Source organism: Polaromonas sp. JS666, assembly GCF_900103405.1.
Lineage (GTDB): Bacteria > Pseudomonadota > Gammaproteobacteria > Burkholderiales > Burkholderiaceae_C > Polaromonas.
Genome location: NZ_FNHX01000005.1, coordinates 165,046 through 190,983, shown reverse-complemented (window position 1 = coordinate 190,983; position 25,938 = coordinate 165,046). Strand labels below are relative to the sequence as shown.

Genomic DNA, 25,938 nt, shown 5'->3' with positions numbered 1-25,938 from the left:
TCGGTCGTACAGCGGGCCGGCCGGCTTATTCGACCATCCTGAAGTTCTGGTTCTTCAAGCGCCTGACCAGCGTATCGACCGAGGTCGCGGGCGCCGCGCTGTCGCAGGCCCCGGCCCGGGCAAAGCGCAAGGCATGTTTGGACGGCATGTTTTCAAACAGCGAGCGCCATTCCGGCTTGCTCACATCGGTCCACTTCCCGTCCGGGGAATAGCGGGCATAGGTCTTGAATTCGCCGGTCGAGCAGCGTATGCCTTCGTACATCACATTGCGGGCGCCGCTGGCATTGGAAGCCACCATCACGTAGCGCACGATCCCGTCTTTCGGGGAGATGCTGATGGTCGCCGGATCCACGCCGTAGACCAGCTGGGAGTTGGGTGAGACCTCAAGGGTGATCAGTTTCTTGATATCAAACGCCGGTGGCGGCGGCGTCTCGATTTCCTTCCAGTCGGCGGGGTCCTCGAGCGCGTATACCTGGGCTTGTGCCGGACCCGAGGCGTTAAGCGCCATCAGGAAGGAGGTGGCCAAAAAGACCCATTTGAATTTCATGGTTTTGTGTTGGTGGGATCCGTACCCAGACTGGTTTGCGGATCGGGTTCAAAGGTGGCGCCCGGCGGCAATTCAAAAGAGGCGCCCGGCCGGATCTGGGCGTGAAAAGACTCGCCCGAGGCATGGAATCCGGCTTCGCCCGGCGGGTTCGAATGGTCGCGCTGATGCAAGCCGCCACGCAGATAGCGGTTGCGATGGTCGGGGCGCGGCTCGGCCCGGTTGTCCACGCGCGGAACAAACCTGGCGAGTTCGGTCAGCGCCATTTCATAGACACCGCGCTTGAATTCGACCACCACGTCCAGTGGTACCCAGTAGTCATTCCAGCGCCAGGCATCGAATTCAGGATGGTCGGTGGCGCGCAGATTCAAGTCCCAGTCGTGGCCGACCAGTTGAAGGAGAAACCAGATTTGCTTCTGGCCTTTGTAATGTCCGCGCGCATCGCGGCGGATGAACCGGTCAGGCACCTCATAGCGCAACCAGTCTCGGGTTCGGGCCAGCACATTCACATGCTGCGGCAACAGCCCCACTTCTTCATGCAACTCGCGGTACATGGCCTGCTCGGGATTTTCGCCCCGATCAATGCCACCCTGCGGAAACTGCCACGAGTGGGTACGGATACGTTTGCCCCAAAATACCTGACTTCTCTGGTTGAGCAAGATGATGCCGACGTTGGGCCTAAAGCCGTCCCGGTCAAGCATAATCAAACCTCAAATTTTTTAAACTGAGTCCATTATGCACAGCGAAGGCCCCAGCGCCAAGCGCACGGCGGGCTGCAGCACCTTTTCCCCCATTTCCAACCCCGGATTCCCCGAAAACCGCCCATGAAAGCCTCCCAGTTCTTCATTTCCACCCTCAAGGAAGCCCCTGCCGACGCGGAGGTCGTCAGCCACCAGCTCATGATGCGGGCCGGCATGATCAAGAAACTGGGCGCCGGCGTTTACAACTACATGCCCATGGGCCTGCGCGTGATCCGCAAGGTCGAAGCCATCGTGCGCGAGGAAATGAACCGGGCCGGCGCCGTGGAAATGACCATGCCGGTGATCCAGCCGGCCGAGCTCTGGCAGGAAACCGGCCGTTTTGAAAAAATGGGCCCCGAATTGCTGCGCATCAAGGACCGCCACGGCCGCGACTTCGTGGTCCAGCCGACCAGCGAAGAAGTCGTCACCGACGTGATGCGCCAGGACATCAAGAGCTACAAGCAGCTGCCGAAGAACCTGTACCAGATCCAGACCAAGTTCCGCGACGAACGCCGGCCGCGCTTTGGCCTGATGCGTGGGCGCGAGTTCATCATGAAGGACGCCTACAGCTTCGACCGCGACCAGGCCGGCGCCAAAGCCAGCTACCAGGCCATGGCGGCCGCCTACCGCAGGATTTTTGACCGCTTCGGCCTGAGCTACCGCGCGGTGGCTGCCGACAGCGGCGCCATAGGCGGCGACCTCAGCGAGGAATTCCAGGTGATCGCCGCGACCGGCGAGGACGCCATCGTCTACTGCCCCGGCAGCGACTACGCCGCCAACATGGAAAAAGCCGAGGCGCTGCCGCCCCAGGGCGCTCGCAAGCCGGCATCGCAGGCCATGGCCAAAACACCGACCCCGGGCAAGGCCACCTGCGCCGACGTGGCCGAGTTGCTGGGCATCCCGCTGAATACCACCATCAAGTCGCTGGTGCTGGCCACCGACGAGCTCGACGAGGCGGGCAAGCCCGTCAAATCGCAGGTCTGGCTGCTGCTGCTGCGCGGCGACCACGACATGAACGAAGTCAAGGTCGGCAAGGTGCCGGGCCTGGCGGATTTCCGCTTCGCGACCCTGCCCGAGATCGAAGACCATTTCGGCTGCAAGCCGGGTTACCTCGGCCCGCTGAACCTGAAAAAACCCGTCAAGCTGGTGGTGGACCGCGAAGCCGCGGCACTCGCCGACTGGGTGTGCGGCGCCAATGAAGTCGATTTCCACATGACCGGCGTCAACTGGGGCCGTGACCTGCCCGAACCCGAGCTGGTGGTGGACCTGCGAAACGTGGTGGCTGGCGACCCGTCGCCGGACGGCAAAGGCGCGCTGGCGATAGAGCGCGGCATCGAGATCGGCCACGTGTTCTACCTCGGCACCAAATACAGCCGGGCCATGAACGCCACCTTCCTGGGCGAGAACGGCAAGCCGCAGTTCATGGAGATGGGCTGCTACGGTATAGGCATCACGCGCCTGCCGGCCGCAGCCATCGAGCAGAACCACGACGAGCGCGGCATCATCTGGCCCGACGCCATCGCGCCCTTCACCGTGGTGCTGTGCCCCATCAGCCCCGACCGCTTTCCCGAGGTCGAAGCCGCCGCGAACAAGCTTTATGGCGAGTTGCTCGCGGCCGGCGTGGACGTGATCCTGGACGACCGGGGCGAGCGGCCCGGTGCCATGTTCGCCGACTGGGAACTGATAGGCGTGCCACACCGCATCACCATAGGCGACCGCGGCCTCAAGGACGGCCAGCTCGAGTACCAGCACCGCCGCGACGCGGCTTCCAGCAAGATCGACGCGGCAACCGCCTTCGACTTCCTCAAGGGAAAGCTGGCGCTTTGAGTTTTTCATGGTTTCCGTGCGCTCATTGACCATGTCCGCATCCGGCGGTGCCCCGGCAAAGGCGCAAGGGCTCTCCCGGCGAAGCTGCCTGGCTTTGCCCCTGGCCTGCAGTCCCTTTCTGCTGGCCGGGCGGGCGCATGCCGGCGCACAAATTGAAGAGCCGCTGGTCGACTCGGTGCGCACCGCGCTGAGTTCGGCCATCGCCAACCAGGCGCCTCCCGTGCCCGAATTCAAGGACACGGAAAGCCGCCTGGCCTACCTGCGCTGGCTGGGCGCCATGAGCGACCGGCTCAAGAAGAAAAAACCCGAATTTCAGGTCCGCAAGGAGTTTTTGCAGACCGTCTGGTACGAAAGCAAACGCGCCGGCCTGGACACCACGCTGGTGCTGGGCCTGATCCAGGTCGAGAGCAACTTCCGCAAATTCGCGGTCAGCAACGTGGGGGCGCGCGGCTACATGCAGGTCATGCCCTTCTGGACACGCGTGATCGGGGACGGCGACCCGGGCAAGCTCTTTCACATGCAGACCAACCTGCGCTTTGGCTGCGTGATCCTGCGCCACTACCTGGACAGGGAGCGCGGCGACCTTTTTATGGGCCTGGGGCGCTACAACGGTTCACGCGGCAAATCACCCTACCCCGACGCTGTGCTGGGGGCGAGTAAAAATTGGGTATTTGCCGGCTGAGGTATTCCGGCGAAGCGGCGAAAATCAGCAGGTCGCGCCGGCGAAACCCCGCTCTTGGGCAAACCACGCCAGCACCGGCACTGTGCCTGGCAAGACAGGCTGCACGCTGACCGGCAGCGACTGCCAGGCGAAAGACTGGCCCTCATGCATTTGCAGCTCGCCGGTCCACTCGAACACCTTGCAGAAATTCAGGCGCACCAGCGCATGCGGGTAGTCGACCATCTCGACCTTCCAGGGATGGACCGCGCCTATGGTCACGCCGATTTCTTCCTGCAGTTCGCGGCGCAGCGCGGCCTCGACGCTTTCGCCCTGCTCCAACTTGCCGCCCGGAAACTCCCAGTAGCCTTCGTAGACCTTGCCCGGCGGGCGGGAGGTCAGCAGGAAATCGCCATCGGGGCGGATCAAAACACCCACCGCGACATCGACCACCTTGCGGTCCGCGCCGCCCTCACGCGGCCGTTCACCGTCAGCAACCAGCACGCTCATGTCGAGTGGTCTGGGGCCTGGTCGGCCTGCTCAGGCGACGCAGCGGCGGCAGCGCCCGGCCGCTCGTAAGCCGCAATGGGCGCCGCCGCCACGGGCCGGCTGGCCGTGTCGCGGCCGGCATAGTCGCGGGCAAACTGGTAGGCCACGCGGCCGCTGCGCGAGCCCCGTTCCAGCGCCCAGACCAGCGACGCTGGTTTTGCCGCGGCAATCGCGTCCGGGCCCACGCCAAAGGACGACAGCCACTGGGAGACGATGGTCAGGTACTCGTCTTGGCTGAAGGGGTAAAAGCTGACCCAGAGGCCGAAACGTTCGGACAGCGAAATCTTCTCTTCGACCACCTCTCCGGGATGCACCTCACCATCGTCCCCACGGGTATAGGTGAGGTTCTCCGTCATGTACTCGGGCAACAGGTGGCGCCGGTTGCTGGTGGCATAGATCAGCACATTGGGCGTGGCCGCCGCGACCGACCCATCCAGGATGGACTTGAGCGCCTTGTAGCCCGGCTCGCCTTCCTCAAAACTCAGGTCGTCGCAAAAGACGATGAATTTTTCAGGCAGGCCGGACACCACGTCGACGATGTCCGGCAGGTCGGTCAGGTCGGCCTTGTCGACTTCAATCAGGCGCAGGCCACGCGCGGAATACTCATTGAGGCAGGCTTTGATCAGCGAAGACTTGCCGGTGCCGCGCGCGCCCGTCAACAGCACGTTGTTGGCGGGCTTGCCGAGCACAAACTGCTCGGTGTTGCGCTTGATCTTTTCCTTCTGGTCCTCGATTTCCTTGAGGTCACCCAGGCGCATATTGCCGATGTGCCGCACCGGCTCCAGCGAGCCGTGGCCGGAGCTGCGCTTGCGGTAGCGGTAGGCGATCGAGGCAGTCCAGTCCGGCGCGGCCAGCGGTTGCGGCAGCACGGATTCGATCCGCGCCATCAGGGATTCGACGCGGGCGATCAGGCGCTCAAACTGCTCGTTCATGCGGGCTCAACTTCTGTAGTCGGCGTTGATCTTGACGTAATCGTAGGAAAAGTCGCAGGTCCAGACGGTGTCGGCAGCCGTGCCGCGGCCCAGCACCACGCGCACCGTGATCTCGCTCTGTTTCATCACGCGCTGGCCGTCGGCCTCGACGTAGCCGGGATGGCGGCCGCCGTTTTTGGCCACCAGCACCTCATCGAGGTACAGGTCGATCTTGGTCTGGTCCAGGTCCTCGATGCCGGCGTAACCGACGGCCGCCAGGATGCGGCCGAGGTTGGGGTCGCTGGCAAAGAAAGCGGTTTTGACCAGTGGCGAATGGGCAATCGCGTAAGCCACCTTGCGGCATTCCTCGCCGGTCTTACCGCCTTCGACCTGTATGGTCATGAACTTGGTGGCGCCTTCGCCGTCGCGCACGATGGCCTGCGCCAGCCGCCGGGCGATGTCCAGCATGGCGGCGCGCAAGGCCTGGCCTTCAGCGCTGTCCAGCGAAGCGACAGGTGCATGGGCGGCCTTATTGGTGGCGACCACCACAAAGGAGTCGTTGGTCGAGGTGTCGCCGTCCACCGTCACGCGGTTGAACGATCCCTCGGCCAGTTCCCGGGCCAGCTGGGCCATGAGCGGCTGCGCCACGCAGGCATCCGTTGCCAGGAAACCCAGCATGGTGGCCATATTCGGCCGTATCATGCCGGCGCCCTTGCTGATGCCGGTGATGGTGACTTCGGCGCCCGCGATCTTGATGCGTTTGGAAAATGCCTTGGCCACGGTGTCGGTGGTCATGATGGCTTCGGCCGCGTTGCCCCAGTTGTTTTCCTTCGCGTCGGCCAGCGCGGCCGGCAGGCCCGCCGCGATGCGGTCGTTGGGCAGGGGCTCCATGATGACCCCGGTCGAAAACGGTAAAACCTGCTCAGGCGCGATATTCAGCAGCCGAGCCAGCGCGATGCAGCTGGCGTGCGCGCGGCTCAGGCCGTCGTCGCCGGTGCCGGCATTGGCGTTGCCGGTGTTGATGACCATGGCGCGTATACCCGCCGTCCGGCCGCTGTTTTTTGCAAGGTGCTCGCGGCAGATCTGCACGGGCGCCGCGCAAAAGCGGTTCTGCGTGAAGACCGCTCCTACCGACGCGCCCTCATCGAGCAGCAGCACGGAAAGGTCCTTGCGGTTGGCTTTGCGTATGCCCGCTTCGGTGATGCCCCAGCGTACGCCGGGCACGGGGTAAAGGTCCGCAGCGGGTGTGGCGACCAGATTGACGGGCATGGTTGACTCCGGGAAACCAGTGGGTGTTGGAAGACGTTCAGCCGGTGCCGGCGCTCAGTTCAGCTGGCCGTGGCAGTTCTTGTATTTTTTACCCGAGCCGCAAGGGCAAGGGTCGTTGCGGCCCACGCGGGGCACATCGCCGGCCGGCACGGCCGGCGCGCGGCGCTGCGATTCCTCGTCCACCGTGGTTTCCACCCCGCCGGTTTCGGTGGGCGCGGTGTAGGTGACATTGGCGATGTTTTCAGCGCGGCTCTCCATTTCCTCGGCCGCCTGTTCGAGCTGCTCGCCCGACTGGATCTTGACCGTCATCAGGACCTTGGTGACCTCGTTCTTCACGCTGTCGAGCAGCTGGCCGAACAGTTCAAAGGCTTCGCGCTTGTATTCCTGCTTGGGTTGCTTTTGCGCATAGCCGCGCAGGTGTATGCCCTGGCGCAGGTAGTCGAGGGCGCTCAGGTGCTCGCGCCAGTGGCTGTCTATGCTTTGCAGCAGGACCACGCGCTCGAACTGCGTGAAGTTTTCTTCGCCGATTTTCTCGACCTTGTCGGCAAAAGCGGCATTGGCGGCCGCTATGACTTTTTCGACCACTTCCTCATCGGTGATGGCGGCGGCAGCTTCCAGTTCCTGGCGCAGCGGCAGCTCGATCTGCCACTCCTCGCGCAACACGTTCTCAAGGCCCGCCACGTCCCATTGTTCCTCGACGCTTTCTGCCGGCACATACTGCCGTGCCAGGTCGGTGAAGCAGCCTTCGCGCAGCGAGGCGATCTGCGCCTGCAGGCTGGCGGCGTCCATGATGTCGTTGCGCTGCTGGTAGATCACCTTGCGCTGGTCGTTGGCGACGTCGTCGTATTCGAGCAGCTGCTTGCGGATGTCGAAGTTGCGCGCCTCGACCTTGCGCTGGGCCGACTCGATGCTGCGGGTGACGATGCCCGCCTCGATGGCTTCGCCGTCGGGCATCTTCAGGCGCTCCATGATGGCCTTGACGCGGTCGCCCGCGAAGATGCGCATCAGCGGGTCGTCCAGGCTCAGGTAAAAACGCGACGAACCGGGGTCGCCCTGGCGGCCGGAACGGCCGCGCAGCTGGTTGTCGATACGGCGCGATTCGTGGCGCTCGGTCGCGATGATGCGCAGGCCGCCCAATCCGGTGACCTGTTCGTGCTCCTGCTTCCAGACTGCGCGCAGGCGGGAAATTTCCGCCTCCTTGGCGGCGGCATCCATGGCTTCGTCCGCTTCAACCGCTTCGATCAGTTTTTCCACATTACCGCCCAGCACGATGTCGGTGCCGCGGCCGGCCATGTTGGTGGCGATGGTGATCATTTTCGGGCGCCCCGCCTGCGCGATGATGTCGGCCTCGCGGGCATGCTGCTTGGCATTGAGCACCTGGTGCGGCAGGTTTTCCTTGACCAGCAGCTGGTCGATGACCTCGGAGTTCTCGATCGAGGTCGTGCCGACCAGCACGGGCTGGCCGCGCTCGTAGCACTCGCGGATGTCTTTGATGGCGGCTTCGTATTTTTCGCGCGTCGTTTTGTAGACGCGGTCGAGCTGGTCGTCGCGGCGGCTCACGCGGTTGGGCGGGATCACCGTGGTTTCAAGGCCGTAAATCTCCTGGAATTCGTAAGCCTCGGTGTCCGCGGTCCCGGTCATGCCGGCCAGCTTGGTGTAGAGGCGGAAATAGTTCTGGAAGGTGATGGACGCCAGGGTCTGGTTCTCGGCCTGGATCTGCACGCCTTCCTTGGCTTCGACGGCCTGGTGCAGCCCGTCGCTCCAGCGGCGGCCCGACATCAGGCGGCCGGTGAACTCGTCAACGATCACGACTTCGCCGTCCTGCACCACGTAATGCTGGTCGCGGTGGTACAGCAGGTTGGCGCGCAGCGCCGCATACAGGTGGTGCATCAGCGAAATGTTGGCCGGGTCGTACAGCGTGGCGCCTTCGGGGATCAGGCCCAGGTTGAACAGCAGGCGCTCGGCGTTCTCGTGGCCCTGCTCGGTCAGGAACACCTGGTGGCTCTTCTCGTCGATCGTGAAGTCGCCGGGCTTGGTCACGCCCTCTCCGGTGCGCGGGTCGGCTTCGCCCTCCTGGCGCGTCAGCATCGGGACGACCTTGTTCATCGCCAGGTACATCTCGGTGTGGTCTTCGGCCTGGCCGCTGATGATGAGCGGCGTGCGCGCCTCGTCGATCAGGATGGAGTCCACCTCGTCGACGATGGCGTAGTTCAGGCCGCGCTGCACGCGGTCCGCCACTTCGTAGACCATGTTGTCGCGCAGATAGTCGAAACCGTATTCGTTGTTGGTGCCGTAGGTGATGTCGGAGCCGTAAGCGGCCTGCTTTTCCTCGCGCGACATATTCGGCAGGTTGATACCCACCGTCAGGCCCAGGAAGTTGTAGAGCTTGCCCATCCAGCGCGCGTCGCGGCTGGCCAGGTAGTCATTGACCGTCACCACGTGCACGCCCTTGCCGGTCAGGGCATTGAGGTAGACCGGCAGCGTGGCGGTCAGGGTCTTGCCCTCACCCGTGCGCATTTCGGAAATCTTGCCGTTGTGCAGCGACATGCCGCCCAGCATCTGCACGTCGAAGTGGCGCATCTTCATGACGCGCTTGCTGCCCTCCCGCACCACCGCGAAAGCCTCGGGAAGAATCGCATCGAGCTCTTCGCCGGCGGCTACCCGGTCCTTGAACTCCTGGGTTTTGGCGCGAAGCTGGTCGTCGTCAAGCTTTTCGTACTGGGTTTCCAGCGCATTGATGCGTTCTACGGTTTTGCGGTAGGTTTTGAGCAGCCTGTCGTTGCGGCTGCCGAAAATTTTAGTCAGGATGTTGGAAGCCATAAATGCGAGGCCGCCTTGACCGCTCCCCATGAGCTGGCAATGCGGCCGAAATCCCTTATTGAGTACGGAACCTAGGTGTGGGCGCCATCAGTGAGTTCAACTGGGCCCAAACTTCTGATTTTAGCGCTGCCAAGGGAGCTGCACGGCCGTCCGGGAGAAAACCGTCGTCAGGAATGAAAAGCCATGCCCGCACGCATGGCAGGCGCGCCGCCTAGTGGGGGCGCGGCAGCTGTGCCGGCTGCACAGGCGCGGGGACGGGGGATCGCGCGCCAGCCGACGCCACCATGGGCCCGGGCAGTTTTTGCCCTGCGGTCAGGAATTTCTGCGGATCCTGGAAAACGCCCTGCACCAGCACCTCGAAATGCAGGTGTGGGCCCGTGGACCGGCCGGTGGTGCCGACTTCGGCGATCTTCTGGCCGCGTTTGACCAGATCGCCCTTTTTGACCAGCACACGCGAGGCGTGGGCATAACGCGTGACGAGCTCATTGCCGTGGTCGACTTCCACCATATTGCCGTAGGCCGGGTGGTATTCCTGCGTGACGACCACGCCGCCCGCGGCGGCCAGGATGGCCGTGCCTGGTTCGGACGGGAAATCCAGCCCGGTGTGCAGCGCGGAGCGGCCGTTCATCGGGTCTATGCGCCAACCGAAAGGCGAACCGAGGTTGCCTCCGGCGACCGGCTCCTGGGTGGGAACCATCATTTTTTTGATCTTCTGGTCAAACAGGCGCGACTCCATCACCGTCATGAGGTCAACCCGCTGGTCGGTGAGTTTGTCCAGGTCAGCCAGCGTGGCCTGCAGCTCCTGCATGGTGAGCGAGGGGCCGGCCACCAGCGCGCCGCCGCGGCCGGGCGTGACCTTGATATCGTTGGGATTGACGCCTGCCAGGCCCGACACCCGCTCGCCGAGCGCCTCGAGCTGCATCATCTTGGCCTGCATTTCGCCGACCCGCTTGGCCATCACGTCGAGGTTTTCACGCATGAAACGGTCGCGCTGGTCGAATTCGTCCTTGACCATGAGCTTGACCAGCGAACCGACGACCGGCCAGCCTTCTCGGGCCCCCTTGAGAAACACCCAGTGGTAGAGGCCCGCGGCCACAAGCATGAGCGCCAGCGCGGCGACAAAACCCGCAAGAACCAGTTTTGTCCCGCTTAAGTAAATGGCCCGGCTTTTCGCCAGCCACGCATCCGTGATAATCAAATGCACTTGTCTACCTCTTTAAAAGCTTGCGCTCATCAGGCCGCGCACCGTTCATCATGACTTCCGACCGGCGCCTTCCGCAGGCGCTCTCCGCTTATCAGGCCGCCGGGAATTCGCCCTCCCTGGCGCGGCTGACCGAACTCGTTCGGGAATCCAGCGACAGGCTCAAGGCCATTGAATCGCTGCTGCCCGAAGCCCTGCGCCCCGCCGTTCAGGCTGGGCCCATAGACGGCGAAACCTGGTGCCTGCTGGTCAGCGGCAACGCCGCCGCCGCCAAGATCCGCCAGCTGCTCCCCTTGATCCAAGCTCGCCTTATAGGCAAAGGTTGGAAGGTTACCTCAATCCGACTCAAGATCCTAATAAGCAAAAAGTAGTAAACCGGCTTCTTCAAATAACGGCAGGAAGGCATGAAAGCCAAAGCCCTGCCAGGTGGTTCGCTACAAAATTGGTAGCGTATGGTACCCATGTTGCATGGGGAAGGCAAGGATGGTGGAAAAATGGTGCCGCTTGTCGGAATCGAACTGACGACCTACCGCTTACAAGGCGGTTGCTCTACCAACTGAGCTAAAGCGGCACAAGGGGATTTTACTTGACCCGTTTCAGCGAAGGCCGCACACGCGGCGGCTTGGGGGGTTCAGGGCTGTCGGGGCCGCCATCTTGCGCATCGGGCGCGCTGTCCGGCACCAGCTGCATGATCTTGCCTTCGGGGCCATCCGCCGGGCTGTGCTGCGCTGGAGCGGGAGCCGGCGACATGGCGGGCGCCGCCGGGCCGGCGTCGCTACCACCGCTTCCGGCACCGGAAACCGGGCCGGCGGCGGCAGGCGAGGCCATGGGAAAAGCCATGCCCTGCCCGTTTTCACGGGCATAGATGGCGATCACATGGCTGATGGGCACCATGATTTCCCGGGCACTGCCGGCAAAGCGGGCCTTGAACTCGATGAAATCATTGCCCAGCTTGAGCGACGAGGTCGCGTCAAAACTGATGTTGAGCACGATTTCATTGTTTTTCACGTACTCGCGCGGCACCTGCACGGTCTCATCCACCGACACGGCCACATAGGGCGTGAAGCCGTTGTCGGTGCACCATTCATAGAGCGCCCTTATCAAATAAGGTCGCGTCGACGTGGCGTCCAGGGCATTCATGAATTCAGCCAAACTGCTTGTCCGGGAAATCGGATCCGTGGATTATTTCCGCATCACTTTTTCGGACGGCGTCAGTGCTTCAATATAGGCCGGGCGCGAGAAAATGCGCTCCGCGTACTTGAGCAGCGGCGCGGCATTCTTCGACAGGTCGATGTCGTAGTAATCCAGGCGCCACAGCAAGGGGGCGATCGCCACGTCCAGCATGGAGAAATTGTCGCCCAGCATGAACTTGTTCTTCAGGAAGATGGGCGCGAGCTGCGTCAGGCGGTCGCGGATGTGCGAGCGGGCCTTTTCCAGCGCCTTTTCATTGCCCTTGGACGCGCGAGATTCCAGCGTGCTGACATGGACGAACAGCTCTTTTTCGAAGTTCAGCAAAAACAGGCGAACGCGCGCGCGGTCGACCGGGTCGCCGGGCATCAGTTGCGGGTGCGGGAAGCGCTCGTCGATGTACTCGTTGATGATGTTCGACTCGTACAGGATCAGGTCGCGCTCGACCAGGATGGGCACCTGGCCGTAGGGATTCATCACATTGATGTCTTCGGGCTTGTTGTACAGGTCGACATCGCGGATTTCGAAGTCCATGCCTTTTTCAAACAGCACAAAGCGGCAGCGGTGCGAGAAGGGGCAGGTCGTGCCTGAATAAAGGACCATCATGGTGCGGAACTCCTAAATGCAAAGGAGTGGATACATCTAAAAAGCATCCACTCCAGAAGGTGCCGGGAACAAGGCCCCGGCGAAAAAAATTACTTGACGTCTTTCCAGAACGCCGCATTCAGGCGCCAGGCGACAAAGGTCAAGCCGAGAAGGAAAATCAGCACCCAGACGCCGACACGGATGCGGGTGTTCTGGGCCGGCTCGCCCATCCACTGCAGGTAGCCCACGAGGTCACCTATGGCCTGGTCGTATTGCAGCGGCGTCATGGTGCCGGGGGTGAGCTGCTGCCAGCCCTTGAAGACCGCGACCTTGTGGCCGTGTTCTTCCTTTTCTTCGTACACCGGCGTGCGCGTACCCTGCAGTTCCCAGAGCACGTGCGGCATGGCAACGCTGGGGAAAACCAGGTTGTTCCAGCCCGTGGCCTTGGTTTCGTCGCGGTAGTAGGTGCGCAGGTAGGTGTAGAGGTAGTCGGCGCCGGTGCCACCGTGGCCGGAACGCGAGCGTGCGATCACGGTGAGGTCGGGGGGGTTGCCGCCGAACCATTCCTTGGCCTGCTTGGGGTCGATCGCAGCTTTCATGGTGTCACCCACTTTTTCAGTGGTGAACAGCAGGTTGTCCTTGATTTCCTTTTCGGTCAGGCCGATGTCTTTCAGGCGGTTGAAACGCATGAAGGAAGCGGAATGGCAGTTCAGGCAATAGTTGACGAACAGCTTGGCGCCGTTTTGCAGGGAGCCCAGGTCGTTGGTCCGGTCGGGAGCCTTGTCCCAGGCAATGCCGCCTTCGGAGGCCTGTGCGCCGGCCGCGAGGCCAAAGGCGGTGATCAGGGCAAAAATAATTTTTTTCATCGTTTTTATCTCCAACTCTCAGTGACCGTGGAAAACAGGACGGTCAGGCGGTGTTTTGGGGGTACCCACGCGGCTCCACCACGGCATCAGGATGAAAAAGCCAAAGTAAAACAGCGTGCCGACCTGGGAGACGCGCTCACCAATGGGCGACGGCGGCTGAACGCCGAGGTAGCCCAGCACCAGGAAGTTGATGACAAAAATGCCGTAGAGGTACTTGTGCCAGTCAGGGCGGTAGCGGATCGACTTGACCGGGCTGAGGTCCAGCCAGGGCAGGAAGAACAGGATCACCACGGCGCCGCCCATCACGACCACACCCCAGAATTTCGCGTCGATGGACAGCAGCAAGGCCGAGCCCACGACGGCGGCACCGACGACGGCAGCCTTCAGCAGCACCGGCATGCGGAACTTCCAGACGCTGAAGCCAGCGGCACCGACCACGCAGACGATCAGCGCATAGATCATCTCGCTGGTGATGGCACGCAGCATCGAGTAGTAAGGCGTGAAGTACCAGACCGGGGCGATGTGCGCCGGCGTCTTCAGCGGATCGGCCGGGATGAAGTTGTTGTATTCGAGGAAGTAGCCCCCGAACTCGGGAGCGAAAAAGATGATCGCCGAGAAGATCATCAGGAAGACGCTCACGCCGAAAATGTCGTGCACCGTGTAGTACGGGTGGAAAGGAATGCCGTCCAGCGGGTGGCCCTGGGCGTCCTTGGGCGCGTTCGGGCCCTTGATCTCGACGCCGTCGGGATTGTTGGAGCCGACTTCATGCAGCGCGATGATATGCGCGGCCACCAGGCCCAGCAGCACCAGCGGCACGGCGATCACGTGGAAGGCGAAGAAACGGTTCAGCGTGGCGTCGCCCACCACGTAGTCGCCGCGGATCAGCAGCGCCAGGTCGGGGCCGATGAAAGGAATCGCGGCGAACAAGTTGACGATCACCTGGGCGCCCCAGTAGCTCATCTGGCCCCATGGCAGCAGGTAGCCCATGAAAGCCTCGGCCATCAGGCACAGGAAAATCGCGCAGCCGAAAATCCAGACCAGCTCGCGCGGCTTGCGGTAGCTGCCGTAGAGCAGGCCGCGGAACATGTGCAGGTAGACCACCACGAAGAAGGCCGAAGCGCCCGTCGAGTGCATGTAGCGGATCAGCCAGCCCCAGGGCACGTCGCGCATGATGTATTCAACGGAGCCGAAAGCCAGGGCGGCATCGGGCTTGTAGTTCATCGTCAGGAAAATGCCGGTCACGATCTGGATGACCAGCACCAGCATGGCCAGCGAGCCGAAGATGTACCAGAAGTTGAAGTTCTTCGGTGCGTAGTACTCGCTCATGTGCTCTTTGTAGAGCTTGCTGGCGGGAAACCGGTTGTCGACCCAGTTCATCGCCTTGGCGGCGAGCGGGGCATCGGGGGAAATTTCTTTGAATTCAGCCATAACTGATCCTGGTTCGGTGGGGTTCTTTGGCAAGCGCCTGGTACATGCGTCGGCAGGTATCGGGCGCTGGCTGCAGGGTCTTGTGAAGGAGCTGGGGGGTTGAAGCGCCTTCAGGCCTTCTTGTCTTCACCAATCAGCAACCGGGTGTCTGACAGGTACATGTGCGGGGGAACTTCGAGGTTGTCGGGCGCGGGCTTGTTTTTGTAGACGCGGCCGGCCATGTCGAAGGTCGAGCCGTGGCAGGGGCACAGGAAGCCGCCGGCCCAGTCGTCGGGCAGCGAAGGCTGCGCGCCGGGCTGGAACTTGTCGGAAGGCGAGCAGCCCAGGTGCGAGCAGATGCCGACCACCACCAGCGTCTCGGGCTTGATGGAGCGGTTTTCGTTGCGGGCGTAAGCAGGGGTCAGTTCGTCGGGCTTGCGCTCGGACTTGGGGTCGGCCAGCAGGGCATCGACCTTGGGGAGCTCCGCGAGCTGCGCGGGCGTGCGCTTGATGATCCAGACCGGCTTGCCGCGCCATTCCACCGTGATCTTCTCACCGGGCTTGACGTCGGAAATATCGACTTCGACGGCGGCGCCGGCGGCTTTGGCTTTTTCGGAGGGTTGGAAGGTGCTGACAAAGGGAACAGCCGTGGCGATGGCGCCTGCGCCGCCCACCGCGCAGGTGGTCACCAGCCAGTTTCTTTTATCTTTATCTACGGGAGCGCCGTGGGGCGCGCCATTCACGCTTGCTTCGCTTGCTTGGGTCATGAGAGTCCTTCAAGAACTGGCTTGAAATAGGCATAGTGGGGTCAACCCGCGATTGTAGCGGAGCGCAACGTCGTTTTTCAAGGCGAGAGGCCGCATCCCGGTGGTCCGGGCTACCCCAAAAGCCAGGGGCCTGCCTGTTTTTTGAGCACAAGCCGGATTCCACATACTTTGTTTCAAGCCAGGCCCGCATGCAGGCGGCACCGGCAGGCCCAGCCTTGATAATGTTTTGTCCAAAACAAGAGGAGAAACTTCATGGGAATGATGCAGGAATTCAAGGAATTCGCCGTCAAGGGCAATGTGATCGACCTGGCGGTCGGCGTGATCATTGGCGCGGCTTTCGGCAAGATCGTGGACTCGGTCGTCAGCGACCTGATCCTTCCCCTGGTCGGCGCCCTCTTCGGCAAGCTGGATTTTTCCAACCTCTTTGTGGTGCTGGGGACGGTGCCGCCTGGCACGGCCACCACGCTGGACGCGCTGAAGAAGGCGGGCGTGCCGGTCTTCGCCTACGGCAACTTCATCACCGTCGCGGTCAACTTCATCATCCTGGCCTTCATCATTTTCCTGATGGTCAAGCAGATCAACCGGCTCAAGCGCGACCAGCCGGCGCCCGCCCCTGCCGCGCCGCCTGAAGACATCGCGCTGCTGCGCGAGATCCGCGACAGCCTCAAAAAATAAGCAAGCCGGGCCGCGTCAGAAAACCGCAAGCCGGCGCGCCATGCGCACGGCAGCCAGCAGGCTGGAAGCGTCGGCGCGCCCGCTGCCCGCGATATCGAAGGCCGTCCCGTGGTCGGGGCTGGTGCGCACCAGCGGCAGTCCCAGCGTGACGTTGACGCCCTGCTCCACGCCCAGGTACTTGACCGGGATCAGCCCCTGGTCGTGGTACATCGCGACCACCACATCAAACTCGCCGGACTTGCCGGCGGCCTGGCGTGCCCGCATGAACACCGTGTCGGGCGCGAAGGGGCCGCTCACATCCAGGCCTTGCGCACGTGCCGCGGCGATGGCCGGGGCGATGATGGCCTGCTCTTCGCTGCCGAACAGCCCGCCTTCGCCGGCATGGGGGTTGAGCCCCGCCACCGCAATGCGCGGCGCGCGTCCCAAGCCGGCACCGACGGCGGCGTGCGTGATGCGCAGGGTTTGCAGCACGTTGTCAAAAGTCACGGCCTCGATGGCCTGCCTGAGCGACATGTGAATGCTTACCAGCACGGTGCGCAGCTCCTCATTGGCCAGCATCATGCGTACCGGCACTTCGCCCACAGGCTTGCCCAAAAAAGCGGCCGCTTCGGCCTGCAGCATTTCCGTGTGGCCCGGAAATTGGGCCGCCCAGCCGCCGGCAGCGGCCAGGGCCTCCTTGTGGATGGGGGCGGTCACCAGCGCGGCGGCCTCGCCGGCCAGCACGCGGCGGGCCGCCCAGACGATGCAATCGGCCGCGGCCTGGCCGGCCACGCCGCTGACCTGTCCATAAGGCACAAGGCCCGGCAGCGCGCATTGCTGCAGCACCGGAATGCACCGCGGCGGCACGCCGGGCAGTTCGGCCAGGCTGCTCAGTTGCGCCACCGGCAGCGCCAGCGGGGAAGCCACCAGCGCCGCAGCGCGGCGCAGCGTCGCCACATCCCCCACCACAGCGCATCCGGCCAGCTCGGCGGGCGCTTCGCGAAAAGCCCTGGCGACGATTTCCGGGCCTATGCCAGCCGCATCGCCCATGGTGATGAGCAGCGGCCTAGCCACAACACCCCTCTCGCCGACACAGGGCAAATTCAAGCGTCGAAGTGCATTTCACGGATGGTGGGACCATAATCGCAAAAAAATGGGTAGGCCCGCGCTCGGCACGAGACCGCGACAGGCCAAAAAATACGAGGGGTTCGGGCAGATGCATTCTTGGGGTATTTTGGCGCAAACCACAGCGTGGCGGCCGGCAGGTCCTTGCGCAGCGCTGAGCCGGCCATGAATAGCCTGCACCCCCTGATGCCCGACGCGGACATGATGCTGTGGAGCGCGGCCGCCGGCGCGCTGGGCCTGGTGATCCTGCTGGCCCTGGCCGACGCCTTTTACAGCCGCACGCGCGCCGCCTCGCAAACACTGGCCTACCTGGCCCTGTGCTGGGCGGTGGTGCTGCTGCTGAGCGGCTTGCCCGCCGCCGTCTGGCCGGGCGCGCATGACGAACTGGCCACGGCGCAATTCCTGGCCGGACCGCTGTGCGCGGCCATGGGCAGCTACGGCGCCAGCAAATGGCTGTCGGCCCACCAGCGCGACCACCTGATGAAAGTCAGCCTGCTGGCGATGACCCTGGTCTGCCTGGCGGGCGTGCCGCTGTGCCTGCTGCTTGCCCCTGAATGGCGCCTGCCGGTTTCCGGCGCGCTGGCGATCGCCAACCTGTCGGTTGTGTTGTGGCTTTCGGTACGCGCCACGCAACTGGGCGACAGAATGGCCTGGGGCCTGGCCCTGGGCTGCCTGCTGACCCTGCCGGCGCAGATCGGCCTCTACGGGCTGGCGCTGAACACCAGCCGGCCGCCGCTGCTGCTGCAGGCCGGCGTGGCGCTGGCGGCGCTGCTCAGTGTGGTCATCACCGCCGCGATGCTGTGGCTGCGCAACCACCATATCCGGCAGATGCGGCAGGGCGAGGTCTCGCGCCGCGACCCGATCACCCAGCTCTACGACGGCGTGGCCATGGTGCGGAAAATCATAGGGGCGCAGCAGCGCCGCCAGCGCACCCGGCGCGACGGCGCGCTGATGGCCGTGCTGCTGTTCGAACCCGAACGCCTGTTGCCGCTGATCGGCCAGGCCGGCCTCAACGACCTCTACATCCAGCTGGCGCGCCGCATGCAGCGCCACACCGGCGCCGTCAACCCGGCCGGCCGCTACTACGACCGCTGTTTTATGGTGCTGCTGGAAACCATGCATTCACCCCGCTGGATACGCACACTGGGCTTGCGCGTGGCCTCCAGCCTGCGCCGGCCCCTGGACTTGCGTTCGCTGGACGGGCGGCGCATACGGGTCACGCCCGACATCGCCGTCGGCATTGTCCACCTGTCGGCCGCGAGCAAGGACGTGGACCAACTGCTGCATGAGGCGCAGTCGGTGGCGCAAGCCGCGCGCGCGATGCGCTCCCGCGCGGCAATGCTGGACCCGGAAAGCCACACCGCCGTGCCGGTCGAGCACGCGGACCTGGGCTCCAGCTGGCGCGCGCTGCGCGACGCCGTGCCAGCGGCACCCTCGCGGCCCAAAAGCCCAAAAACCCCGAAAAGCGCCGGCAAAACGCCCCGCTCGGGCCGGCCGCGCCACAAGCCGGCCTGAACCGGTGCGGCCCGCCGGGCCCGGCTCGCCTCAGGCCGGGTTGTCGATGTCGATGAATTCGTGGGCCAGGCCGAGTTGGGCCGCGACCTGCCCCGCCACCGCCGGCGCGCCGTAGCGCTCGGAGGCATGGTGGCCGCAGGCGATAAAGGCCACGCCCATCTCGCGCGCGTAATGGGCTTGCGGCTCGGAAATCTCACCCGTGATGAAGGCATCGGCGCCCGCGGCAATCGCCGCCTCGAAGTAGCCCTGCGCACCACCCGTGCACCAGGCGATGTTGCGGATAGGTTTTTGCGACGGCCCGGCCTGAACCACGGGCCGCTTCAGCACCTGCTGCACATGGGCCGCCAGCGCGGCTACGTCGGCGAAACCGCCGCCGTCGCCGCGGCTACCGACAAAGCCCAGATCCTGCTCACCAAAGCGCGCGCCGGCAACCAGACCCAGTTGCAAGCCCAGCTGCGCGTTGTTGCCCAGCTCGGGATGCGCGTCCAGCGGCAGGTGGTAGGCAAAGAGGTTGATGTCCTGCGCCAGCAGCAGCGCCAGGCGCTGCTTCATCCAGCCCGTGACGCGGCCGTCCTGGCCGCGCCAGAACAGGCCGTGGTGCACAAAAATCGCGTCGGCCCGGGCGGCAACCGCCGCCTCTATCAAGGCCAGGCTGGCGGTGACGCCGGAAACGATTTTGCGAACCTCGGGCCGGCCCTCGACCTGCAGGCCGTTGGGGCCGTAATCCTTGAAGCGCGCGGGCTGCAAAAGCGCGTCAAAGGCCTGCAGCAAGTCCTGTCGTGTGGTGCTCATGGGGGGATTGTGTCAGGCGGGCGCCCCGGGGTAAAAGCCCTTGCCTTGGGCACCCGCAGGAGCTGAGGGACAATAGGGGCTTGCGGCGCAAGCTCCCGCGCGGCTTTTGACATTTTTTGCTGACCTCCCTCATTCATGAAGCGTACCTGGCTCCTGTTTTCCCAAGCCGTCACCGTCCTGCTGGCGGCTTACTTCGTCGTGGCCACGCTCAAGCCCCAATGGCTGGACCGCGGCAACACGCCCGGCGTCTCCGTGATCGAGGCGCCGGCGGGCAGCGCGCCGCGCAGCCCGGGCGCCGCCGGCGGTTTTGCCTCGGCCGCCAAACTGGCCTCCGCGGCCGTCGTCAGCATCAATACCAGCAAGGCCGCCGCCAGGAACCCGCACGCCGAAGACCCGTGGTTCAAGTTTTTCTTCGGCGACCAGAGCCCCAACGAACCGCAGGGCGGGCTGGGCAGCGGCGTCATCATCAGCGCCAGCGGCTACATCCTGACCAACAACCATGTGGTCGAGGGCGCCGACGACATCGAGGTCATCCTCAACGACACGCGCAAGGCCAAGGCCCAGGTCATAGGCACGGACCCCGATACCGACCTGGCCATTCTCAAGATCGACCTGGACAAGCTGCCCGTCATCGTGCTGGGCAATTCCGACGCACTGCAGGTGGGCGACCCGGTGATGGCCATCGGCAACCCCTTCGGCGTGGGCCAGACCGTCACCGGCGGCATCGTGAGCGCGCTGGGGCGCAACCAGCTGGGCATCAACACCTTCGAAAACTTCATCCAGACCGACGCGGCCATCAACCCCGGCAACTCGGGCGGCGCCCTGGTCGACGTGAACGGCCACCTGATGGGCATCAACACCGCGATTTACTCGCGCTCGGGCGGCTCCATGGGCATAGGCTTTGCGATTCCGGTGTCCACGGCCAAGCAGGTGCTTGAAGGCATCGTGAAGGACGGCCAGGTCACGCGTGGCTGGATAGGGGTGGAGCCGCAGGACTTGAACCCTGAACTGGCCGAAACCTTCGGCCTCAAGCCCGCCGCGGCCAAAGACGGCGGCGTCATCATCACCGGCGTGCTGCAAAACGGCCCGGCCGCGCAGGCCGGCATACAACCCGGCGACGTGATCACCGCGGTGGACGGCAAGGGCGTGCGCAATGTGAGCCAGCTGCTGACCGCCGTGGCGGCCCTCAAGCCCGGCACCCCCGCGCCGCTGACGGTGCTGCGCAAGGACAAGCAGACCGAGATCGCCGTCACGCCCGGCAAGCGCCAGCGGCCCAAGGCGCAGCAGCGCTAGGAGCCGGGGCTCAGGGCTTGGCCGCTTCGGCCTCGCTGTCGTCTTCGGGCTTTTTGGTGTGCTTGACGAACAGCTGTGCGGCGACGATGCCCACCTCATAGAGGCCGCCGACAACACCCAGCAGCATGATCATGGAACCCGCATCGGGCGGCGTCACCAATGCGGTGCCGACAGCCGCGGCCACCCAGAAGTAGCCGCGGTATTCGCGCAGCTGGGCCACGCTGAGCACGCCCATGCGCACCAGCAGGATCACCGCGATCGGCACCTCAAAGGCCAGCCCGAAGGCCAGGAACATGCCGAGCACGAAACTCAGGTATTCCTCGATATCCGGCGTGGCGATGATGGACTTGGGCGCAAAGCTCTGGATGAAATGAAACACCTGGCCGAACACCACGAAATAGCAGAAAGCCACGCCGACAAAAAACAGAATGGTGCTGGAGACCACCAGCGGCATTACGAGTTTTTTCTCGTGCGAATACAGGCCCGGCGCGACAAAAGCCCAGACCTGGTAAAGCACCACCGGCAGCGCGATCATGAAGGCCGCCATGAACAATATCTTGATCGGCACCACAAAGGGGGTGATCACGCTGATGGCGATCAGTTTGGAGCCCTGGGGCAGGGTTGCCACCAGCGGCGCGGCCATCAGGTCATACAGGGCGCTGGCGCCCGGATAAAAAGCCAGAACGGCCGCCGCGATCCCAATGGCGATCACCGCCTTGATCATCCGGTCGCGCAGCTCCATGAGGTGCTGCACAAAGGGCTGCTCAGTGCCCGCGAGTTCGTCGGGCTTGTCGGTGTTGGGATCGCTCATGAAGGAAGTTTGCGCTGGATGGGTGGCGCCGGAAGATGCGCAAGAAACAGGAGATCGGCAGCAAGGCTCAAGACAGGCGGCCCGGCTGCGGACGGAAACGTGCCACACGGGCGGCCCCCGACTGCGCGCGGGTGCGCACGCCGGTACGGGCCTTGTACCACTGGGGCGTCGCGCCCTGCTTGAGGCGCCACTTCTTTTTCGGGTGCTTGTATTCGGGGAAGATTTCCATGCCCGGCAAGGCGCCAGAGGACGACTCGCCTGTGGCCTCGGACCAGGATTTCTCGAAATCGCTGGCGCTGGTCTGGATGGAATTCTCGACGTCGCGGGCCGCGCCCTCGACGCTTTCCTTCATCTTCTTGAGTTCGTCCAGCTCCATGGAGCGATTGACCTCATTTTTGACGTCGGCCACATAGCGCTGCGCCTTGCCCAGCAGCGTGCCCACGGTGCGCGCCACGCGCGGCAGCTTTTCCGGGCCGATGACGATCAGCGCCACGGCGCCTATCAGCGCCATTTTGGAAATGCCAAGGTCAATCACTGAATCTGGCCTGGATTACGACTTCTGGCGGGCTTCGACGTCGATGGTGGTCTTGTCCGAAGCCTGCGCATTCGTGACGCTGGCTGGCGGCACAGGCGTGTCGGCAGGAGGCTGTCCGCCGTCCTTCATGCCGTCCTTGAAGCCTTTGACCGCGCTGCCGAGGTCGCTGCCCATGTTTTTGAGCTTTTTGGTGCCGAACACCATGACCACGATCAACAGCACGATCAGCCAGTGCCAAATGGAAAATGAACCCATGATTTGCTCCTAATCTGTAAATACAGCTGTAAATGCACTATTGCCGGTTTTGGGACGGCTTGCACGCAATTGCCTTGATTCTAAAGGCCAGTACCCGCCGGGGCGCCGATTACACACATTCGCCTACCGGGTTAGTGTGCCAGCCCGGCCCGGGGTTCCCAAGCGCCTTGCTAGCCTTTTAACCAGGGCCGCGGCCCGCCTATGACGTGGAAATGTAAATGGTGCACTTCCTGCCCACCTTCCGCGCCGGTGTTGGTCACGATGCGGTAGCCGCCCGCCGGGTAGGGGTTGCAGCCCTGCTCCATCGCCAGCTTGGGCGCCAGCACCATCATGCGGCCCATCAGCGCGGTGTGTTCGGGGCCTACCTGCGCCATCGAGGGGATGTGCGCCTTGGGGATGATCAAAAAATGCACCGGTGCCCAGGGATTGATGTCGTGGAAGGCGAACAACTCGTCGTCCTCGTACACCTTGCGGCTCGGAATGGCGCCCGCGGCGATCTTGCAGAAAATGCAGTTGTCTGAGTGGGTCATGGCTTGGTCGGTTCAAGGGCTTAAGTCGGGCGGTGGCTGTTAAAGCGCATCCAGCCCCGCACGCAACGGTACAGATACCAGAGCCACACGAGGCCGTAGGCGACGAAGCCCGGGAACACGAACAGCAGCCACAGCGGCGACAGCAGCACCAGCCAGCCCAGTGTCCACCAGAAGGTGCGGATCATGTAGTTGTGGTGGTCGATGTAGAGCGCGTCGGACTCGTCGGCGCGGCGTATGTAGTTGACGATCACCGCGATCACCGCGAACACGCCGCCGCTGAACCAGGCCAGCGTGTGCAGGCCGTACAGCACGTGCATCACAAGACGGTCGTTGGGGTTTTTACCCTCGAATTCGGCCAGATCGGTTTCCATGGGGAGTCAGCTTCCTGTCACAGTCAAATCAAAAATGAAATCGATGGCCGGCACGCTCACGGTTTTTCGGCCGCGTCGCGGTGCTGGGCCTTGCGCAGCGCTTTTTCCTCGATGCCGCTGGTGCCTTCGCGGCGCTCCAGCTCGGCAATCACGTCGGCCGGGCTCAGGCCGTAATGCGCCAGTGCGATCAGGCTGTGGAACCACAGGTCGGCGACCTCGCCAACCAGCTTGCCCTTGAGCTCGGCCGTTGCACCGCCCTGGGCCAGCGCGCAATCGATGTCCTTGGCGGCCATCACGGTTTCGGTGGCTTCCTCGCCGATTTTTTTCAGGAAGGCGTCCGGGCCCTTGTGCAGCAGGCGCGCCACATAACTTTTGTCCGGGTCGCCGCCGTTGGCCGCCTTGCGGCTTTCGACGATCTGCGCCAGGCGCTGGAGGGAGTCATTCGTGGTCATGTTTGCCGGGAGTCTGTTTGTACATGCTTGTCGGGTCTTTCAGGACCGGCTCGGTCACCACCCACTGGCCGTCTTTATACACACTGAAAAAGCAGCTGTGGCGACCCGTATGGCAGGCGATGCCGGGCGTGTGGCCCAGCTGCGTCACCTTGAGCAGGATCACGTCGTTGTCGCAGTCCAGTCGAATTTCGTGCACTGTTTGCTGGTTTCCGGATTCCTCGCCCTTGTGCCAGAGGCGGCCGCGCGAGCGGCTGTAGTAGACCGCCTGGCCCAGTTCGGCGGTTTTTTGCAGCGCCTCGCGGTTCATCCAGGCAAACATGAGCACATCGCCGCTGGAGGCTTCCTGCGCAATGACAGGGATCAGGCCCTTGTCGTCCCAGCTGACTTCATCTAACCAGTTCATTGTGTGTATTGTCCCGGATTTAGAGAGGCTAAGAAGGCGTTCGGGCCAAGGATATCGCGGGACCGGCTTTGCCGGACCGCAGATATCGCCCCAGCAGGGGGAAGGCGCTACACGCAGTGAGCGTCCGACGGGGGTTGCGCCTATTCGACGGGGGTTACAACCTTACCGGGATGCCCCGTTCGGCCATATGCTGCTTGGCCTGCTGCACCGTGTATTCGCCGTAATGGAAGATGCTGGCGGCCAGCACCGCGTCGGCGCCGCCGGTCTGAATGCCGTCGGCCAGGTGTTCCAGGTTGCCGACACCGCCCGAGGCGATCACCGGCACGCTGACGGCGTCGCTCACCGCGCGGGTCAGGGCCAGGTCAAAGCCCGACTTGGTGCCGTCGCGGTCCATGCTGGTCAGCAAAATCTCGCCGGCGCCGCGCCGCGCCATCTCGGCGGCCCAGGCCACGGCGTCCATGCCGGTGTTTTTGCGCCCGCCATGGCTGTAGACGTCCCAGCCCGGGCCCCGGGTTTTGGCGTCTTCCTCGCTGCGGCGCTTGGCGTCTATCGCCACCACGATGCACTGCGCGCCATATTTGGCCGAGGCATCGTCAATCACCTGCGGATTGGCGATGGCGGCAGAGTTGAAGCTGGTCTTGTCGGCCCCGGCATTGAGCAGCCGGCGCACGTCTTCAACGGTGCGCACGCCGCCGCCCACGGTCAGCGGAATAAAGACCTGCGAGGCCACCGCTTCGATGATGGGCAGGATCAGGTCGCGCCCATCGCTGGTGGCGGTGATGTCGAGGAAGGTGAGTTCGTCGGCGCCCTGCTCGTTATAGCGCGCCGCGATTTCCACGGGGTCGCCTGCGTCACGCAGTTGGGTGAAGTTGACGCCCTTGACCACGCGGCCGCCGGTGACGTCAAGACAGGGAATGATTCGTTTGGCGAGCATGGTTAGGAAAAGAAGAAAGCTATAAACGCAATCACCGGCACTGAAAGAATAAACCAGGCGAAGAAGCCAAGGTATTCACCGGGAGGCAGATTGCAGTAGTGGATCAGAACACCAAACCAGGCAATCAGCCAAAATAAGCCTAAAAGATATGGCCAAGAGGGTCCCAGGTCTTTCTTCTGACCTTTTTTATCCATTCAACTCATCTGCCCTGGCCTGGGCCTTCTCAAAATCAAGATCGCCGCTGTAAATCGAGCGGCCGCAGATCACGCCTTCCACGCCCTCTTCCTCGACTTCGCAGAGTTTTTCGATGTCGGCCATGTTCGAGAGACCGCCGGAGGCGATCACGGGAATTGTCAGCGCCTGGGCCAGCTTGACAGTGGCGTCGATGTTGATGCCGGTCAGCATGCCGTCGCGGCCTATGTCGGTGTAGATGATGGATTCAACGCCGTAGTCCTGGAATTTCTTGCCCAGGTCTATGACCTCGTGGCCCGTCATCTTGCTCCAGCCGTCGGTGGCGACCTTGCCGTCCTTGGCGTCCAGGCCGACGATGATGTGGCCACCGAAGGCCGTGCAGGCATCCTGCAGGAAGCCGGGGTTCTTCACCGCGGCCGTGCCGATGATGACGTAGCGCAGGCCGGCGTCCAGGTAGCGCTCTATCGTGTCCAGGTCGCGGATGCCGCCACCCAGCTGCACGTCGATTTCACTGCCGACTTCGGCCAGGATCTGCTTGATGGCCTGCTCGTTGCGGGGCTTACCCGCAAAAGCGCCGTTCAAGTCCACCAGGTGCAGGCGGCGCGCGCCCTTGTCAACCCAGTTGCGCGCCATGGCGGCCGGGTCTTCGCTGAAGATGGTGGATTGATCCATGTCGCCCTGTTTGAGGCGAACGCAGTGACCGTCTTTCAGGTCAATCGCGGGGATAAGTAGCATGTGGCGGTA

The 25,938-nt window shown here is 63.6% G+C and carries 30 protein-coding genes and 1 tRNA gene; 6 read left to right on the top strand and 25 right to left on the bottom strand.

The genetic code is table 11. From position 1 onward, the window contains the following. Window positions 1-25 precede the first annotated feature (25 nt). Window positions 26-547 (bottom strand): CNP1-like family protein, encoded by a 522-nt coding sequence (locus tag BLQ85_RS14435; RefSeq protein WP_074577941.1) that lies wholly within the window; start codon window positions 545-547, stop codon window positions 26-28. Further along, the gene (locus tag BLQ85_RS14430; RefSeq protein ID WP_074577940.1) at window positions 544-1,245 is read right to left on the bottom strand and encodes an RNA pyrophosphohydrolase; all 702 of its coding nucleotides are present in this window, start codon (window positions 1,243-1,245) and stop codon (window positions 544-546) included. The genes BLQ85_RS14435 and BLQ85_RS14430 overlap by 4 nt, the downstream gene beginning before the upstream one ends. 123 nt (window positions 1,246-1,368) lie before the next feature. Here BLQ85_RS14430 and BLQ85_RS14425 point away from each other — a divergent pair, with 123 nt between their 5' ends. Together BLQ85_RS14425 and BLQ85_RS14420 are read left to right on the top strand one after the other, a co-directional pair. Beyond that, window positions 1,369-3,111, top strand: coding sequence for a proline--tRNA ligase (locus BLQ85_RS14425; RefSeq protein WP_074577939.1), 1,743 nt, complete (start codon window positions 1,369-1,371; stop codon window positions 3,109-3,111). Window positions 3,112-3,118: 7 nt separating this feature from the next. Then, window positions 3,119-3,793, top strand: a complete 675-nt coding sequence (locus tag BLQ85_RS14420) for a lytic transglycosylase domain-containing protein (RefSeq protein ID WP_254806446.1) — start codon at window positions 3,119-3,121, stop codon at window positions 3,791-3,793. A gap of 24 nt (window positions 3,794-3,817) precedes the next feature. Here the strand turns inward: BLQ85_RS14420 and BLQ85_RS14415 are convergent, their stop codons facing one another. From BLQ85_RS14415 to BLQ85_RS14395, 5 genes are all read right to left on the bottom strand, one after another. After that, window positions 3,818-4,279, bottom strand: coding sequence for an NUDIX domain-containing protein (locus BLQ85_RS14415; RefSeq protein WP_007868060.1), 462 nt, complete (start codon window positions 4,277-4,279; stop codon window positions 3,818-3,820). After that, entirely contained in the window at window positions 4,276-5,250 is a 975-nt protein-coding gene (locus BLQ85_RS14410; protein ID WP_074577937.1) for an ATP-binding protein, read from the bottom strand. The genes BLQ85_RS14415 and BLQ85_RS14410 overlap by 4 nt, the downstream gene beginning before the upstream one ends. Before the next feature lie 6 nt (window positions 5,251-5,256). Then, window positions 5,257-6,498 carry a bifunctional glutamate N-acetyltransferase/amino-acid acetyltransferase ArgJ gene (gene argJ / locus BLQ85_RS14405; protein ID WP_074577936.1) on the bottom strand — a complete coding sequence of 414 codons (1,242 nt, stop codon included), beginning with the start codon at window positions 6,496-6,498 and terminating at the stop codon, window positions 5,257-5,259. Between the two features lie 54 nt (window positions 6,499-6,552). After that, window positions 6,553-9,318: a preprotein translocase subunit SecA gene (gene secA, locus BLQ85_RS14400; RefSeq protein WP_074577935.1), complete on the bottom strand. Its 2,766-nt coding sequence runs from the start codon at window positions 9,316-9,318 to the stop codon at window positions 6,553-6,555. A gap of 211 nt (window positions 9,319-9,529) precedes the next feature. After that, window positions 9,530-10,522, bottom strand: a complete 993-nt coding sequence (locus tag BLQ85_RS14395; RefSeq protein ID WP_074577934.1) for a M23 family metallopeptidase — start codon at window positions 10,520-10,522, stop codon at window positions 9,530-9,532. 50 nt (window positions 10,523-10,572) lie between these two features. Between BLQ85_RS14395 and BLQ85_RS14390 the strand changes: the two genes are divergently transcribed. After that, complete coding sequence (locus BLQ85_RS14390; protein ID WP_007868072.1) at window positions 10,573-10,890, top strand: hypothetical protein; 318 nt, start codon at window positions 10,573-10,575, stop codon at window positions 10,888-10,890. A 124-nt stretch (window positions 10,891-11,014) separates the two neighbouring features. Here BLQ85_RS14390 and BLQ85_RS14385 read toward each other — a convergent pair. From BLQ85_RS14385 to petA, 6 genes are all read right to left on the bottom strand, one after another. Continuing rightward, a tRNA-Thr gene (locus BLQ85_RS14385) sits at window positions 11,015-11,090 on the bottom strand. An 11-nt stretch (window positions 11,091-11,101) separates the two neighbouring features. Beyond that, on the bottom strand, window positions 11,102-11,659 hold the full coding sequence (locus tag BLQ85_RS14380) for a ClpXP protease specificity-enhancing factor (RefSeq protein WP_074577933.1): 558 nt from the start codon (window positions 11,657-11,659) through the stop codon (window positions 11,102-11,104). A gap of 42 nt (window positions 11,660-11,701) precedes the next feature. Beyond that, window positions 11,702-12,313 carry a glutathione S-transferase N-terminal domain-containing protein gene (locus tag BLQ85_RS14375; RefSeq protein ID WP_007868077.1) on the bottom strand — a complete coding sequence of 204 codons (612 nt, stop codon included), beginning with the start codon at window positions 12,311-12,313 and terminating at the stop codon, window positions 11,702-11,704. A gap of 89 nt (window positions 12,314-12,402) precedes the next feature. Continuing rightward, window positions 12,403-13,158, bottom strand: a complete 756-nt coding sequence (locus tag BLQ85_RS14370; protein WP_074577932.1) for a cytochrome c1 — start codon at window positions 13,156-13,158, stop codon at window positions 12,403-12,405. Window positions 13,159-13,176: 18 nt separating this feature from the next. Further along, window positions 13,177-14,586: a cytochrome b gene (locus BLQ85_RS14365; protein WP_074577931.1), complete on the bottom strand. Its 1,410-nt coding sequence runs from the start codon at window positions 14,584-14,586 to the stop codon at window positions 13,177-13,179. A gap of 110 nt (window positions 14,587-14,696) precedes the next feature. Next, entirely contained in the window at window positions 14,697-15,332 is a 636-nt protein-coding gene (petA, locus tag BLQ85_RS14360; protein WP_074577930.1) for a ubiquinol-cytochrome c reductase iron-sulfur subunit, read from the bottom strand. A gap of 252 nt (window positions 15,333-15,584) precedes the next feature. On the opposite strand from petA, the gene mscL reads away from it, so the two are divergent. After that, window positions 15,585-16,007 (top strand): large conductance mechanosensitive channel protein MscL, encoded by a 423-nt coding sequence (gene mscL / locus BLQ85_RS14355; RefSeq protein ID WP_007868086.1) that lies wholly within the window; start codon window positions 15,585-15,587, stop codon window positions 16,005-16,007. Between the two features lie 15 nt (window positions 16,008-16,022). Here mscL and pdxA read toward each other — a convergent pair whose 3' ends face one another. Continuing rightward, entirely contained in the window at window positions 16,023-17,036 is a 1,014-nt protein-coding gene (gene pdxA / locus BLQ85_RS14350) for a 4-hydroxythreonine-4-phosphate dehydrogenase PdxA (RefSeq protein ID WP_074578214.1), read from the bottom strand. Window positions 17,037-17,276: 240 nt separating this feature from the next. On the opposite strand from pdxA, the gene BLQ85_RS14345 reads away from it, so the two are divergent. Next, window positions 17,277-18,626 carry a GGDEF domain-containing protein gene (locus BLQ85_RS14345; protein ID WP_139200990.1) on the top strand — a complete coding sequence of 450 codons (1,350 nt, stop codon included), beginning with the start codon at window positions 17,277-17,279 and terminating at the stop codon, window positions 18,624-18,626. A 30-nt stretch (window positions 18,627-18,656) separates the two neighbouring features. On the opposite strand, the gene BLQ85_RS14340 is transcribed toward BLQ85_RS14345, so the two are convergent. Continuing rightward, window positions 18,657-19,418, bottom strand: a complete 762-nt coding sequence (locus BLQ85_RS14340; RefSeq protein WP_074577928.1) for a Nif3-like dinuclear metal center hexameric protein — start codon at window positions 19,416-19,418, stop codon at window positions 18,657-18,659. Between the two features lie 135 nt (window positions 19,419-19,553). Here BLQ85_RS14340 and BLQ85_RS14335 point away from each other — a divergent pair, with 135 nt between their 5' ends. Beyond that, a complete protein-coding gene (locus BLQ85_RS14335; RefSeq protein ID WP_074577927.1) occupies window positions 19,554-20,711 on the top strand; it encodes a S1C family serine protease in 1,158 nt (385 codons plus the stop codon). A 10-nt stretch (window positions 20,712-20,721) separates the two neighbouring features. Here the strand turns inward: BLQ85_RS14335 and tatC are convergent, their stop codons facing one another. The 10 genes from tatC to hisA form a co-directional block, all read right to left on the bottom strand. Further along, entirely contained in the window at window positions 20,722-21,522 is an 801-nt protein-coding gene (tatC, locus tag BLQ85_RS14330; RefSeq protein WP_074577926.1) for a twin-arginine translocase subunit TatC, read from the bottom strand. Window positions 21,523-21,589: 67 nt separating this feature from the next. Continuing rightward, window positions 21,590-22,057, bottom strand: a complete 468-nt coding sequence (tatB, locus tag BLQ85_RS14325; protein ID WP_074577925.1) for a Sec-independent protein translocase protein TatB — start codon at window positions 22,055-22,057, stop codon at window positions 21,590-21,592. A gap of 15 nt (window positions 22,058-22,072) precedes the next feature. Continuing rightward, the gene (tatA, locus tag BLQ85_RS14320) at window positions 22,073-22,312 is read right to left on the bottom strand and encodes a Sec-independent protein translocase subunit TatA (protein ID WP_074577924.1); all 240 of its coding nucleotides are present in this window, start codon (window positions 22,310-22,312) and stop codon (window positions 22,073-22,075) included. A gap of 170 nt (window positions 22,313-22,482) precedes the next feature. After that, entirely contained in the window at window positions 22,483-22,842 is a 360-nt protein-coding gene (locus BLQ85_RS14315) for a histidine triad nucleotide-binding protein (protein WP_074577923.1), read from the bottom strand. A 20-nt stretch (window positions 22,843-22,862) separates the two neighbouring features. Beyond that, a complete protein-coding gene (locus BLQ85_RS14310; RefSeq protein WP_074577922.1) occupies window positions 22,863-23,213 on the bottom strand; it encodes a DUF4870 family protein in 351 nt (116 codons plus the stop codon). A gap of 56 nt (window positions 23,214-23,269) precedes the next feature. After that, complete coding sequence (locus BLQ85_RS14305) at window positions 23,270-23,665, bottom strand: phosphoribosyl-ATP diphosphatase (RefSeq protein WP_074577921.1); 396 nt, start codon at window positions 23,663-23,665, stop codon at window positions 23,270-23,272. Next, complete coding sequence (hisI, locus tag BLQ85_RS14300; protein WP_074577920.1) at window positions 23,652-24,068, bottom strand: phosphoribosyl-AMP cyclohydrolase; 417 nt, start codon at window positions 24,066-24,068, stop codon at window positions 23,652-23,654. The genes BLQ85_RS14305 and hisI overlap by 14 nt, the downstream gene beginning before the upstream one ends. Window positions 24,069-24,222: 154 nt before the next feature. Further along, window positions 24,223-25,002: an imidazole glycerol phosphate synthase subunit HisF gene (gene hisF, locus BLQ85_RS14295; RefSeq protein WP_074577919.1), complete on the bottom strand. Its 780-nt coding sequence runs from the start codon at window positions 25,000-25,002 to the stop codon at window positions 24,223-24,225. A 2-nt stretch (window positions 25,003-25,004) separates the two neighbouring features. Continuing rightward, on the bottom strand, window positions 25,005-25,196 hold the full coding sequence (locus BLQ85_RS14290) for a hypothetical protein (protein WP_074577918.1): 192 nt from the start codon (window positions 25,194-25,196) through the stop codon (window positions 25,005-25,007). Beyond that, window positions 25,189-25,929 (bottom strand): 1-(5-phosphoribosyl)-5-[(5-phosphoribosylamino)methylideneamino]imidazole-4-carboxamide isomerase, encoded by a 741-nt coding sequence (gene hisA, locus BLQ85_RS14285; protein ID WP_007868120.1) that lies wholly within the window; start codon window positions 25,927-25,929, stop codon window positions 25,189-25,191. The genes BLQ85_RS14290 and hisA overlap by 8 nt, the downstream gene beginning before the upstream one ends. Between the last annotated feature and the right edge of the window lie 9 nt (window positions 25,930-25,938).